15 protein-coding genes are annotated in these 12,298 nt (G+C 69.4%); 8 read left to right on the top strand and 7 right to left on the bottom strand.

Translation table 11 applies throughout. The features are described 5' to 3' along the window. The first annotated feature begins 167 nt into the window (after positions 1-167). The 4 genes from ACYVIO_RS38310 to ACYVIO_RS38295 all read left to right on the top strand — a co-directional run bounded on the left by ACYVIO_RS38310 (position 168) and on the right by ACYVIO_RS38295 (position 1,153). The gene (locus tag ACYVIO_RS38310; protein WP_460655907.1) at positions 168-344 is read left to right on the top strand and encodes a hypothetical protein; all 177 of its coding nucleotides are present in this window, start codon (positions 168-170) and stop codon (positions 342-344) included. Between the two features lie 76 nt (positions 345-420). Continuing rightward, complete coding sequence (locus ACYVIO_RS38305) at positions 421-603, top strand: hypothetical protein (protein ID WP_460655906.1); 183 nt, start codon at positions 421-423, stop codon at positions 601-603. Then, positions 600-821 (top strand): hypervirulence associated TUDOR domain-containing protein, encoded by a 222-nt coding sequence (locus ACYVIO_RS38300; RefSeq protein WP_460655905.1) that lies wholly within the window; start codon positions 600-602, stop codon positions 819-821. The genes ACYVIO_RS38305 and ACYVIO_RS38300 overlap by 4 nt, the downstream gene beginning before the upstream one ends. After that, entirely contained in the window at positions 821-1,153 is a 333-nt protein-coding gene (locus tag ACYVIO_RS38295; RefSeq protein ID WP_460655904.1) for a DUF3140 domain-containing protein, read from the top strand. Before ACYVIO_RS38300 ends, ACYVIO_RS38295 begins: the two co-directional genes overlap by 1 nt. Positions 1,154-1,404: 251 nt before the next feature. Here the strand turns inward: ACYVIO_RS38295 and ACYVIO_RS38290 are convergent, their stop codons facing one another. Genes ACYVIO_RS38290 through ACYVIO_RS38280 form a run of 3 tightly spaced genes read right to left on the bottom strand, consistent with a single transcriptional unit; the run spans position 1,405 to position 3,183 of the window. Continuing rightward, positions 1,405-2,037 carry a DUF3618 domain-containing protein gene (locus ACYVIO_RS38290; RefSeq protein ID WP_460655903.1) on the bottom strand — a complete coding sequence of 211 codons (633 nt, stop codon included), beginning with the start codon at positions 2,035-2,037 and terminating at the stop codon, positions 1,405-1,407. Further along, positions 2,013-2,432: a phage holin family protein gene (locus ACYVIO_RS38285; RefSeq protein WP_460655902.1), complete on the bottom strand. Its 420-nt coding sequence runs from the start codon at positions 2,430-2,432 to the stop codon at positions 2,013-2,015. The genes ACYVIO_RS38290 and ACYVIO_RS38285 overlap by 25 nt, the downstream gene beginning before the upstream one ends. Before the next feature lies 1 nt (position 2,433). Beyond that, positions 2,434-3,183 (bottom strand): hypothetical protein, encoded by a 750-nt coding sequence (locus tag ACYVIO_RS38280; RefSeq protein ID WP_460655901.1) that lies wholly within the window; start codon positions 3,181-3,183, stop codon positions 2,434-2,436. A gap of 483 nt (positions 3,184-3,666) precedes the next feature. On the opposite strand from ACYVIO_RS38280, the gene ACYVIO_RS38275 reads away from it, so the two are divergent. Beyond that, a complete protein-coding gene (locus ACYVIO_RS38275) occupies positions 3,667-4,224 on the top strand; it encodes a hemerythrin domain-containing protein (protein WP_460655900.1) in 558 nt (185 codons plus the stop codon). Between the two features lie 273 nt (positions 4,225-4,497). Here ACYVIO_RS38275 and ACYVIO_RS38270 read toward each other — a convergent pair whose 3' ends face one another. The 3 genes from ACYVIO_RS38270 to ACYVIO_RS38260 form a co-directional block, all read right to left on the bottom strand. Next, positions 4,498-5,712: an acyl-CoA dehydrogenase family protein gene (locus ACYVIO_RS38270; RefSeq protein WP_460655899.1), complete on the bottom strand. Its 1,215-nt coding sequence runs from the start codon at positions 5,710-5,712 to the stop codon at positions 4,498-4,500. Then, complete coding sequence (locus ACYVIO_RS38265; protein WP_460655898.1) at positions 5,712-7,031, bottom strand: acyl-CoA dehydrogenase family protein; 1,320 nt, start codon at positions 7,029-7,031, stop codon at positions 5,712-5,714. Before ACYVIO_RS38265 ends, ACYVIO_RS38270 begins: the two co-directional genes overlap by 1 nt. 124 nt (positions 7,032-7,155) lie before the next feature. Then, positions 7,156-8,364, bottom strand: a complete 1,209-nt coding sequence (locus tag ACYVIO_RS38260) for an alpha/beta hydrolase fold domain-containing protein (RefSeq protein WP_460655897.1) — start codon at positions 8,362-8,364, stop codon at positions 7,156-7,158. Positions 8,365-8,485: 121 nt separating this feature from the next. On the opposite strand from ACYVIO_RS38260, the gene ACYVIO_RS38255 reads away from it, so the two are divergent. Together ACYVIO_RS38255 and ACYVIO_RS38250 are read left to right on the top strand one after the other, a co-directional pair. Further along, positions 8,486-8,920 (top strand): alpha/beta hydrolase, encoded by a 435-nt coding sequence (locus ACYVIO_RS38255; protein WP_460655896.1) that lies wholly within the window; start codon positions 8,486-8,488, stop codon positions 8,918-8,920. Beyond that, on the top strand, positions 8,917-10,452 hold the full coding sequence (locus tag ACYVIO_RS38250) for an MFS transporter (RefSeq protein ID WP_460655895.1): 1,536 nt from the start codon (positions 8,917-8,919) through the stop codon (positions 10,450-10,452). The genes ACYVIO_RS38255 and ACYVIO_RS38250 overlap by 4 nt, the downstream gene beginning before the upstream one ends. A gap of 13 nt (positions 10,453-10,465) precedes the next feature. On the opposite strand, the gene ACYVIO_RS38245 is transcribed toward ACYVIO_RS38250, so the two are convergent. After that, positions 10,466-11,695, bottom strand: a complete 1,230-nt coding sequence (locus ACYVIO_RS38245; RefSeq protein ID WP_460655894.1) for an RNA polymerase sigma factor — start codon at positions 11,693-11,695, stop codon at positions 10,466-10,468. Positions 11,696-11,761: 66 nt separating this feature from the next. On the opposite strand from ACYVIO_RS38245, the gene ACYVIO_RS38240 reads away from it, so the two are divergent. Beyond that, positions 11,762-12,289: a GNAT family N-acetyltransferase gene (locus tag ACYVIO_RS38240; protein WP_460655893.1), complete on the top strand. Its 528-nt coding sequence runs from the start codon at positions 11,762-11,764 to the stop codon at positions 12,287-12,289. Positions 12,290-12,298: the final 9 nt, after the last annotated feature.

Below are 12,298 nucleotides of genomic sequence, written 5' to 3'. Positions count from 1 at the left end.
CACGAGCACCTCGCTGCCGCCCGCGATGCACCGGCTGGCAGCGGGCTGGACCCTGGCGTCGACCGCCGACAACTTCTTGATGTTCATCCTCTTGTGGAGTGCGGGCCCGCAAGGCTGGTCCGGGCCGGAGACGGCCCTGCTGGTGGTGGCGATCAGGCTTCCTTCCGTTGCCGGAGGCGTTCTCGGTGGCCGCGCTGTCGATCGCTTCGGGCCTGGGAGCCGCCGTAGGGGCCTTGGGCATCGACCACCTCTCACCCCCGGCGATCCTCGCGCTCTCAGCCGCCGGCTGCACCCTCGCAGGCCTCGCTGCGCTCACGATCCGCGACCTCCGCCGATCGCACTGACGAATTGCCCTGGGTACCGGAGGGTTGGCCTGTCCGGAGAAAGGCAGGCTTTCGGGGTGCACGAAAGGACCTCACGATGACCGTGGGTGGAGTCGACACGTACTACGACTACAAAGAGCAGCGGTGGATGCACCGCAGGCTGGGCGGAGGACCGGTCCGGCCGGAGTCTCCAGCACCGGACCAGCGAGAAGATGGGGCTTCCGGCAAGGAACCGGCCGCCGGCCCGCCGGAATCGGCCGACGCCGGTGTCTCCTCATGACCGCAACGTTCCGGCAGGGCGACAAGGTCGAGTGGGACAGCCACGGCGGTACGGCGCGTGGCACGGTCGAAAAGAAGATCACCGAACGCACCCACGCCGGCAAACGCACCGTCGACGCCTCGCCGGACGACCCGCAGTACCTCGTCCGTAGCGACAAGTCCGGCCGGACCGCCGTACACAAACCATCCGCCCTCCGCCCCATCAAGGAGGACAGCTGATGAGCGACGACACCGACGAGGTCTATCGCGACTTCCGTGACGCGGTGAACATGCCGCCGTCCGAGTTGGAGAAGTGGCTGGACACCGCCGAGTCGAAGCAGGTCGGCCAGAAGTCGTCCGAGGGGTCGGAGTCGGTCGGTCACCGCAGCGGCCGCCGCATCATCGACCTGCTCGGCACGAAGAAGGCCGACCTGACCGACGCCGACCTCGCCCACATGGAGAAGGTCGTCGGCTACGTCCACCGCCACCTGAAGCAACGCCCGTCCGGCGACATCACCGACACCGACTGGCGCTACTCCCTGATGAACTGGGGCCACGACCCGAAGAACTAGCCACCCTTACGGCAGCGACTGGCCTCCGGTAACGCCGATGTTCGCCAGTGATGTAGCTGGACTCCTGCGAGGCCAGGAACACGTACGCCGGAGCCAGCTCAGCCGGCTGCCGCCGCAAGGCTCCCGTACGTCTTCGCGTAGCTGCCGAACGTCGCGACGTACACGGAGGATCTGCCACCACCCGGCGGCGGGGATCTCGGCCGGTTTGTCGGCCTCGATCCCCGGCACGCCGGGCTTCGTGTTCGCCGGCATCAGCTCTGCGAGCCTGCTTGGCGGACGTGATCGGCGGAGTCCTTGGACTCGTCCGCGACCCGCTGGGTCGACTCGCGCCCCTGATCGGCCACCGTGGACGCCGCGTCGGTGGCCGTCTGCCGTACGTGCTCGACCGCCTCCTGTGCGGGTTGCTGGAGGTTCTCCTTGACCTCCTGTACGGCGTGCGCCGCGTGCTCCTTGACCGGACCCGCGGCCTCCATCGCCTTGTCCTTGACCTCGTGCGTCAGCTCCTGCTCCTTGGTCGAGGCCGGCAGCGCGGCCGCGACGATCCACCCGGCGGCGAAGGCGACCAGACCGGCGGCCAACGGCGTGCCCCGGGTTTGCGCCCGAGCACGATCCGGCGCCGAGCTCACGGCGTCACCGACCCGGCTCCCCGCATCGCTCACGGTCGACGCGGCCGAGCCCGCAGCGCCGCTCACCGTCGTACCGGCAGAGTCCGCTGAACCCATCACCTGCTCCTTGACCCGACCGAACCCACCACGGACCCGGTCGACCCGGCGACCGACGACCCGGCCGGGACTGACCTTGTCGGTCAAGGCGTCCACGTCGCGGCCGAGATCCCGCCGGGTGTTCTCGATGTCGCGCTTCAGTTGTTCTGTGTCTTCAGCCATTTCGCGTCCTCCTTGACAGATTCGATCGCCTGATCGGGCTTCGGGTTGAACTCCTGCAGTTCCTTGCGGCCGCTCATCGCCATCACCGCGGCGGCGACCGCCCAGACCGCGGTCACGATCAAGGCCGCCCAGGCCAGGTGCATGACCTCACCGAGCGCCCACATCGCCGTCAGGGACAAGAAGATCGCGACCATCCAGCCGGCCACCGCGGCACCGCCGAGCAGCCCCGCGCCCTTGCCGGCCTTCTTCGCCTCGTCCCGCAACTCCGCCTTGGCCAACGCGAGCTCCTGGCGGGTCAGCCGGCCGAGGTCGTCGGTCAGGTGCGAGACCAGACTCCCCAGCGAGTCATCCGTCGTGGGCGGATCAGCATCGTACGGACGTCCACCGGTCGTCATCTCAACGCTCCGCCCCAGGCCCGAACCTGGGCTCCACCGGCGCACCCGGGTCGAGATCGGGCGCCGTCGGAGTCGGCATGGGCCGCTCCATCGGCGTCCCTGCCGGGGCGCCGCCCTGTGCCGACGCGGGCGTCATCGGAGGCTCACTCAGGACCGGCGGTGGCGGGACGAGGTACTCATCGGGCGTCGCCTTGTCGGCGACGTTCTGCATCCGTCCCCCAGCCGGGTCGCTCGACTTGGCGTCTGCCGTCAGCGCACGCGTCATCCGGCCTGCCACCACGCCAAGGACAGCGGCCCCCAGCAGGAACGTTCCCGGCCGCTTGCGTGCGTACCGGCGTACCTCGTCCAGCAACTCCCCCGGCTCGTGCTGCTGCAGGAAATCAGCCGCCTGGTTGCCGAACTGCGCTCCGTGCCCAGCCAGCTGCGCGCCCCACCCGGACTGCCCGTGCTCGGCCATCCCACGCAGTTCGTCGGCCACCGACCGCAGCCCCTCGGCCGCTCGATCCTTCTGCTGTCCCGCCTGCTCCACCAGCTGGTCCCGGGTCTGCCCGGCCAGTTGAGCGGTCTGACGCCGTACGTCGGACGTGACGTCGCCCGCCTTCTCCTTCGCCGTACCAGCCACCTCACGGGCTGCTTCGCCGGCCGTCTCCTTGAGATGCCCCGCCTCTTCCCGCACCGTCCCGGCCACGCCATCCGGCTCGGTACCGGACGACGTGCCTGTATCCGTCCGGTGATCCGTCGTGTGTGTCATGCCAGCTCCTTCCAGAGTTCCGATGCGGCCCGGTAGCCATCCACCGAGCCGGGAAACCCCTTGAAAGCTACGCATTTCGGCCACTCGGCACTCCGGGGATCCGGGTGCGTGTACGGCGCCTGGCGGGGTACCGGAGACCACCGCCAAGAAGAACTGAGCCCCGCCCTGCCGCGAGCTGCTCGCCCTCAGCTTCGTTGGGTGGGAACGGCGTCCAAGAGCCGCTGGAGCGCCGTACGCGTTGCTGCCTCGACGACCTCGCCTGGCTCGCCCTCGAAGTGATGCTCGCTCACTTGTACGCCGTCGGCCGACCGCACGGCGATGAAGACCGTGCTTCGGCCAGCTCGTCCGCGTCCTTGCTCAGTGCCCCGATCATGCCAACGATTCTGCAACATCGCGGCCGAATGTGCCGGTTGAACCCGGGTACCGGCCGACTGATCCGGTGTTACCGCACCGGCAGTTCCTGAGCGAGAAGGGATCACCACCATGGCGGGCGATGTCGTCGATCTGATCATGCAGGACCACCGCGAGGTCGAGCGGCTGTTCGACGAGTTGAAGGACAACCCGGAGAAGCGGCCCAACCTGGTGCCGGTACTCACCACGCTGCTGTCGGCGCACAGCCGCGCCGAGGAGTCCGCGGTCTACCCCGCCGCCGCCGAGGAGGCAGACGAAGCCGACGACGTGGCCCACAGCCAGCAGGAACACGTCGAAGCCGACCAACTGCTCGAGAAGCTCGGCAAGACCGACCCGACCTCGGCCGCCTTCGACAAGGTCCTGCAGAACCTCGTCGACGCCGTCACCCACCACGTCGAAGAGGAAGAGACCAAGGTCCTCCCCGGCATGCGCAAGAACCTCAGCGACGAACGTCGCGCCCAGCTCGGCGAAGCCTTCGCCGCCAGCCGCAAGCAGCACCTCGGCGACCAGCCCGAAGACATCACCCGCGACGAACTGTTGCAGCAGGCCCGCAACGCCGACATCTCCGGCGTCTCCTCACTCGACAAGGACGACCTCAAGAAGAAGCTCCAGGACGAGTCCGAGGAATAGCTGGTGCGTAGGTCCTGGCCGTGGTGAGCACGGGGGGTGCTGGCAGGTACCGGGAAACCGCGAGCCAGCGGCGGCGCTCCCGATGAGCGCAGCGAGCACAGCGCCGGGTCTCACCGGCCCCGCCGTCCGCTGCAGATGTAGCCGGGATCCTCGGTGCCCGGCACGAACCTGGCCTACGCGACGCACGCGTCGTACGCCAGGCCCCGGCCCTGCCGCCGCGCTAATGGCCTAAGGCAGAGGTGAGATCGGACCCGAGTACGACACACCACAAGGCTATTTCAGCTCGGCTGAGGTCTTTCCCAGGAGGCGGCGCGCGACGATCAATTGCTGGATCTGTTGGGTGCCTTCGAAGATGTCCAAGATCTTGGAGTCTCGGGCCCACTTCTCCAGGAGTTCGTGTTCGGAGTAGCCGAGGGAGCCGGTGAGTTCTACGCACCGCAGGGTGATGTCGTTCGCCGTGCGGCCGGCTTTGGCCTTGGCCATTGAGGCCTGCAGGGAGTTGGGGCGGCCGTTGTCGGCCATCCAGGCGGCTTGCAGGGTGAGCAGGTAGGCGGATTCCCAGTCGGCTTCCAGCTGGAGGAACGTTGCTGCGGCCGACGGCTGCAGGTGGACCGGGCGGTCGTAGTCGACGACGACGCCGGCTTCCGCCAAGAGATCGCGAGTCACCTCGAGCGAGGCTCGCGCGCAGCCGACGGCCATGGCGGCGACCAGCGGGCGGGTGTTGTCGAAGGTCTGCATGACGCCTGCAAAACCCTTGTCCGGGTCGACATCCGGGGAGCCGAGCAGGTTCTCCGCGGGGACGCGGCAGTTGGTGAGGCGGATCGTGGCCGTGTCGGACGAGCGGATGCCGAGCTTGTGCTCGACGCGTTCGACGGTCAGCCCCGGCGTGTCCTTTGGTACGACGAACGACTTGATCGCGGCCCGGCCGAGCGACTTGTCGACGGTCGCCCACACCACCACCGCATCGCAGCGGGCCCCCGCGGTGACGAAGATCTTCTCGCCGTCGATCACGTAGTGGTGGTCGCCGTCGCGCCGCGCGGTGGTCTGGATGTTCGCCGAGTCCGACCCGCAGCCAGGCTCGGTGATCGCCATCGCGGCCCACACGCCGTCGAAGCGCCGCAGTTGCTCGTCGGAGGCGACCGATGCGATCGCCGAGTTGCCCAGTCCCTGCCGCGGCATCGACAGCAGCAGGCCGACGTCACCCCAGCACATCTCCATGATCGACAGCACCGACGACAGGTTGGAGCCGTTCTTGATCTTGCCATCGTCCTCGGAGTCAGTACGCCGTACGCCGCCGGCCCCAGCACCCGACCCCGTCCCACTGGCTCCCAGCCCGTCGACAACAGCCGCCAGCAGGTCGAGCTCCTTCGGGTACTCGTGCTCGGCCAGGTCGTAGCGGCGCGCGTTCGGCCGCAGCATCTCGGCCGCGACCTGGTGCGCCTGGTTGACGAAGGCACGGAACTTGCGGGGCGTCTCCAGGTTGATCATCAGACCAGCACCGCACCTTCCATCACGCCGACGGCCCGCAGGTCGCGGTACCACCGCTCGACCGGGTGTTCCTTCACGAAGCCGTGCCCGCCGAGCAACTGGACGCCGTCGGTCCCGATCTGCATGCCCTTGTCCGTGCACAGCCGCCGCGCCAGCGCGACCTCCCGCGCGAACGGAAGCCCTTGCTCAGCACGCGATCCGGCCCGGTAGGTGACGAGCCGCATCCCCTCCAGCTCGATCGCGATGTTCGCCACCATGAACGCGACCGACTGCCGGTGGCTGATCGGTTCGCCGAACGCCGTCCGCTCGTTCACGTACGGCGTGACGTAGTCGAGCACCGCCTTCGCCGTACCGAGACTCAACGCGCACCAACCGAGCCGCGACAACCGCACGCACTCGGCGTAGTCCTCCAGAGTCCCCAACTGCACAGCCGGTACGTCGTCCAACAGCACCCGGCTGAGCGAGGCCGCCCGCAAGCCCATCGACGGCTCGGCCTCGATCGTCACGCCGGGATGCTCCGACTCGATCAGGAACAGCGCCGGCCCCTGATCCTCCAACTGGGCCGCGATCACGAACACCTCAGCCTCGGCGCCGCGCGGGACGAGTGACTTCACGCCGTTCAGCAGGTACCCGGTGCGTTGCCGCGTCGCGCGCGTCTTCAGCGTGAACGGGTCGAACAGCGGCCGCGGCTCCACGATCGCCAGCGCGGCGGCGGGCACGTTCTCACCGGTGAAGGCCGGCAGGTACGTCGCCTGCTGCGTCTCGTCGCCCCACAACGAGATCGCCGTACTGACCGCGGCCGGCGAGAGGCACGCGACCGCCTGACCCATGTCGCCGTGCGCCATCGCCTCGGCCACCAGTACGCCGGTCATCGCGGACCGCTCGGTGACGATCCCGCCGAGCTCCTCCGGCACCTCGATCAGGCTCAGCCCGAGCTCGGCGGACTGCTCCAGCACCTTCGCATCCGTCGACCCCGCCGTGTCCGCGTCAGCCGCTCCCGGCCGCAGCACCTCGGCGGCGAACTCGGTCACCACCCCGACCACCATCTGCTGGTCGTCGGTCGGCGTCAGGTCGAACCGCCCGGTCCCCTTCGCCGACGGCAGTCGCGCCGGCTTGCCCAGCTTGGTCGCCGCCGTGAAGCTCCTGGTCAGCGCCCCGGCCGTGCGGAACCCGGTCCGGGTCGCCTCGAACACCACCCGCTCGGTCCGCTTGCGCAAACCCAGCCGGTCGAGCGCCCGCGACCTGGCCAGCTTGTTGAGCAGCGCGACGCCGTACCCGATCGCGTCCCGCCCAGTGCGCACCGCTTGGTCACTCGCCATGCGGCAACTGTAAACCGAAGTTACAACCCAAGTCACGCGACGGCTGTGGACAACCCCGACGGACCGCGTCGTCGGCGCGCGTCGTCGCCCAGCGGCGGCGTTCTCCACGCGCGTCCCGCGCGGCTCAGACCGTCTCGCGCGCCTCGCCCTGCCCCAGCAGCCCCTCGGTGAACTCCCCGATCTTGGCCAGCGCGAGCTGAGCCTCGGGCAGGAACGACCAGAACAGCTGGAAGATGTGCGTGTCCACGGCGTACATCTCCGCCACCACCCGCAGCCCGTCGCGCTCGGCGTTCTCGACCAGCTGCCGAGCGCCCGGCGCCACCGGATCACCGGTCGCCATCTGGACGAGCAGCGGCGGCAGCCCGGTCAGATCGGCGATCAACGGATCGATCAGCGGATCGTCGATCGGATGGTCGCCGATGTACCAGTTGACGACCCGCGCCATCGTCGAGAAGCCCTCGTGCCGCGCCAGCGCCGACGTACCGTCAGCGATCGCTCCCATGTCCACCCCAGGACACAGCAGCACTCCCCCGGCCGGCAGCGGATGCCCCTGGTCCCGCAGCGCGATCAGCAGCGACACCACCAGGCCGCCGCCACCGGAATCTCCCGCAAAGATGATCTCTTCCGGCCGCACGCCCTGTTCGATCATCCACAGGTAGGCACTCAGCGCATCGTCCAGCGCCGCCGGGAACGGATGTTCCGGCGCCAGCCGATAGTCCGGAACCAGTACGCCGGCCCCGATCGCCTCCGCCAACGCACCGGCCAGCCCGCGGTACCCGTACGCCGAGCCCAGCACGAAGCCCCCACCGTGCAGGTGCAGCACCCTCGGCAGCGCCGCATCAGCACCCACCTGCAGCGCCGGCACTCCCCCGCAGTTCACAGGCAGTACGACGGCCTCAGCCGGCAGCGGCGCCTGCGCCAACATCTGCTCGTACGCCGTACGCATGCCCACCAGGTCCTCGGAGTCCGGCGCACCCAGCGCGACCGGGGCCCACAGGCGGTTCGCCCGCCCGACCAGCTCCCCACCGACAGACCGGGTGGTCGCCACTGCACTGTCCAGATCGGTCAGCAACGACCGGGCCCTGTCCAGCAAGGCGTCACCGGCCAGTGTCAGCTCCACCCGGTGTGTGGACCGCCGAAGCAGGTCACAGCCGACCAGGCGCTCCAGCGCCCGGATCTGCCGGCTCAGCGCGGGCTGGGACAGGTACAGCCGGGTCGCGGCCCGGCCGAAGTTCAGCTCCTCCGCGACCGCGACGAACGCGCGCAGGTGCCGCAGCTCGATCGCGTCCGGGGTGTTGGACATCGCCAGCACGTCGGCGGACTCGTTGCTCATGCCAGCCATTCTGACCACAGGTCCCGGCCACGCGCCTCAGCTCGGTGATGCCGATGGTGCACCACGGCCATGCACGATCGGCCTTTCCCTTCACCCGGTCGGCGCTGCGAGCGTTGCAACCATGACCACACCACGCGTGACTCGCAGCGCCGCGGTCCAGCTGCGCGGCGCCACCGGGCCGATCTGGGCCCGCATCTACTGGCCGGCCCGCAGTGGTGACCGGACGCCGCCGCTGCTGGTCTTCTTCCCCGGCTCCGACAGCAACGACCCCGACCAGGAGTGCCGGGAGATCTGCCGACGCGGCGGTCTGGTGATCCTGGCCGGTCCGACAGCCACTGACCACGACCAGGCCCTCGCAGACGCCAGGGCGATCGTCGGCTGGGCCGCGGACCACGCGGCCGAGCTGGAGGCCGACCCGGCCCGGCTGCTGATCTCCGGCCGGGGCGACGGCCTCGCACTCGCCGTACAGGTCAGTCAGATCGCCGTACAGGAGGGCTGGCCCGAGCTCCTGCTGCTCACCGACCTGATCACCACCTTGGAAAGGACGAACCGATGAGTGACACAACTACTACGCTCGCAACGAGACGTGAGTGGATCGGCCTGGCCGTACTGGCCCTGCCGACTCTCCTGCTGTCGCTGGACGTCAGCGTGCTCTACCTGGCGTTGCCGAAGCTCAGCGCCGACCTGGGTGCCACCAGCACCCAGCAGCTGTGGATCCTGGACATCTACTCGTTCCTGCTGGCCGGCTTCCTGGTCACCATGGGCACGCTGGGCGACCGGATCGGTCGGCGCAAGCTGCTGCTGATCGGTGGTGCGGCGTTCGGCGCGGCCTCGCTGCTGGCGGCGTGGTCCAGCAGTCCGGAGATGCTGATCGCCACCCGTGCTCTGCTGGGTGTCGCCGGTGCGACGCTGATGCCGTCGACGATGGCCCTGATCCGCAACATGTTCCACGACCCGAAGCAGATGGGCCAGGCGATCGGGCTCTGGTACAGCTGCTTCATGGGCGGCATGCTGCTCGGCCCGGTGGTCGGTGGGGTCATGCTGGAGCACTTCTGGTGGGGCTCGGCCTTCCTGCTCGGCGTACCGGTGATGGTGCTGCTGCTGATCGTCGGTCCGGTCCTGCTGCCGGAGTACAAGGATCCGCAGGCCGGCCGGCTCGACCTGGCCAGCGTGGTGCTGTCGCTGGCCACGATCCTGCCCTTCATCTGGGGGCTGAAGGAGTTGGCCCGGTCCGGCTGGTCTGCACTGCCTGTGCTGGCGGTTGCGGGCGGTGTAGCGATCGGCGTGCTGTTCGTACGGCGGCAGCAGCGGCTCGAGCACCCGCTGCTGGACCTCGGTCTGTTCCGGCTGCCCCGGTTCAGCCCGGCGCTCGGCATCATGTTCGCCAGTGGAGTCGTGATGGCCGGTGTCTCGTTCCAGGCGGCGCTGTTCCTGCAGGTGGTCGAGGGCCTGTCGCCGCTGCAAGCAGGCCTCTGGCTGATCCCGTCAAACCTCGCCATGATCGCCGGACTCACCCTGGCGCCGCGGATCGCGCAGCGCTGGCAGACGTCGACGGCGATCGCCGGTGGGCTGGTCGTCTGCGTCGTGGGACTGCTGATCGTCACCCGGACCGACAGCACCGGCGGGCTCGGCGTACTGATTGCCGGACTGGTCGTGACGTCGTTCGGGATGGGCGTGCCGATGGGGCTGACGATGAACCTGATGATGGCGGCCACTCCGCCGGAGCGGGCCGGGTCGGCGGCGTCGCTGAACGAGACGAGCGGCGAGGGTGGGATCGCTCTGGGCATCGCGATCCTGGGCAGCCTGGGGACGCTGGCCTACCGGCGCACGCTCGACCTGCCGGCCGGGCTGCCCGATGACGTCGCGGATCAGGCGACGCAGAGCGTGACGGGCGCTGTCGTCGCGGCCGGTCAGATCGCCGGGCCGCTTGGCGAGGATCTGGCGACAGTCGCCAAGGCCGCCTTCGCCAACGGGCTGGACCTGGTGGCCGGGGTGGGTGCGGTGATCTTCCTCGGCTGCGCGGTGATGGCCGCGATCCGGCTGCGGGCTCCCGCGGCCTCTGAGCGGGAGAGCGAACTGGTCCCGTAGGAGGAGCTAGGCGTCAGCCGTCGGTGATCCCGGCGGCTTTCGCTGTGAGGTAGCGCTGTTCCGGCAGGCTCGTCGTACGGCGTGCTGCCGCGAGGAAGTGCTCACGCGCAGCCGCCGGGTCGCCGGCTCGCTCCAGCAGATGAGCCCGTACGGCGTCCAGCCGGTGGTTGTCGGCCAGGTGCTTGTTGTCGTCGAGCGTGGCCAGCAGGTCCAGCCCGGCCTGCGGGCCCTCGACCTGGGCGAGCGCGATCGCGCGGTTGAGCGTGACCATCGGGTTCGGCGCGAGCTTCTCCAGCAACACGTACAGCGCGAGGATCTGCCGCCAGTCGGTCTCGTCGGCCGTCGGTGCCTCGGCGTGAACGGCGGCGATCGCGGCCTGCAGCTGGTACGGCCCGACCTCGCCGGTGGCCAAGGTCTGCAGGATCAGGGCCGCGCCCTCCTCGATGGACTCCTGGTTCCACAGCGTGCGGTCCTGCTCGTCGATCGGGATCAGCTCGCCGTCGTCCGTCGCCCGGGCCGCGCGTCGCGCGTCGGTGAGCAGCATCAGCGCGAGCAGACCGGCGACCTCCCCCTCGTCCGGCAGCGACTCGCGCAGCATCCGGGTCAGCCGGATCGCCTCGGCGGTCAGCTCGACGCGCTGCAGCTCCTCGCCGGAGCTGGCCGTGTAGCCCTCGTTGAAGATCAGGTAGAGCACCTGCAGTACGACGCGCAGCCGGTCCGCGCGCTCCTCCTCCGGTGGCAGCACGAACCGACTGCCGGCCGCCTTGATGCTCTTCTTGGCCCGGCTGATCCGCGGCGCCATCGTTGCCTCAGGCACCATAAATGCGCGCGCGATCTCCGCCGTACCGAGTCCGCCGACCGCACGCAGCGTGAGCGCGACCTGCGAGGCCGGTGTGACGGCAGGGTGGCAGCACAGGAACAGCAGGGTCAGCGTGTCGTCGCTCTCCGCTGGCTGGTCCTGGTCGGCGCCGGGCGACACCAGTTCTTCCTGGCCCGCGACCGAGTCCTCGCGCTTGCGCCGGGCGCTCTCGCTCCGGAACTGGTCGGTCAGGCGACGGGTCGCGACGGTGATCAGCCAACCTCGCGGGTTCGCCGGTACGCCGTCGGTCGGCCACTGCGTCGCCGCCGCCAGCAGGGCCTCCTGTACGGCGTCCTCGCACAGGTCGAACTGCCCGTACCGCCGCGCGAGGAAGCCCAGCACCTGCGGCGTCAGCTCCCGCAGCAGCGGCTCGATCTCAGTCATAGATTCCGAGCCTATACGGACGAGCGTGGCTTGATCGTCGGCGTGGCTGCTGATTGGCTGGCGGGCGTGAACGATCTCGGAGCTGTCACCTGGCCGCCTGAACCGATCCGGACCGAGCGGCTGGTGCTGCGTGGGTCCGAGGCACGGGATCGTCCGGCCTTCGTCGAGTTGGCGTCGTCGCCGGACGTCCACACCTATCTCGGCGGCCCTCGGCAGCGCGACGAGCTCGAGCGCGAAATGCCGGCGATCCCCGGGCAGTGGCCCGGAAGCTTCGTCGTCGAGCTCGACGGAACGATGATCGGCCAGATCCTGCTCAGGAGAGCGACGGAGCACCGCCCGGCCGCAGTCGGGAAGGTCGATCTCGGCTACCTGTTCCTGCCGCAGGCGTGGGGATTCGGCTACGCCACCGAGGCCTGCGCTGCGGCGCTCGACTGGTTCGACCGAGTTCTCCCCGGCGAGCCGGTGGTCCTCGCCACCCAAACCGCCAACACCAGCTCGATGCGCCTCGCCGCAAAGCTGGGCTTTGCCGAGCTGGAGCGCTTCCACGCCTGGGACGCCGACCAGTGGCTCGGCCTACGACCCGCGTCCTCTTGAAGCCGGCTG

The organism is Kribbella endophytica, assembly GCF_054781295.1.
Note: the sequence above shows the minus strand (reverse complement) of the source record. Positions and strands in the feature narration are given on the sequence as shown.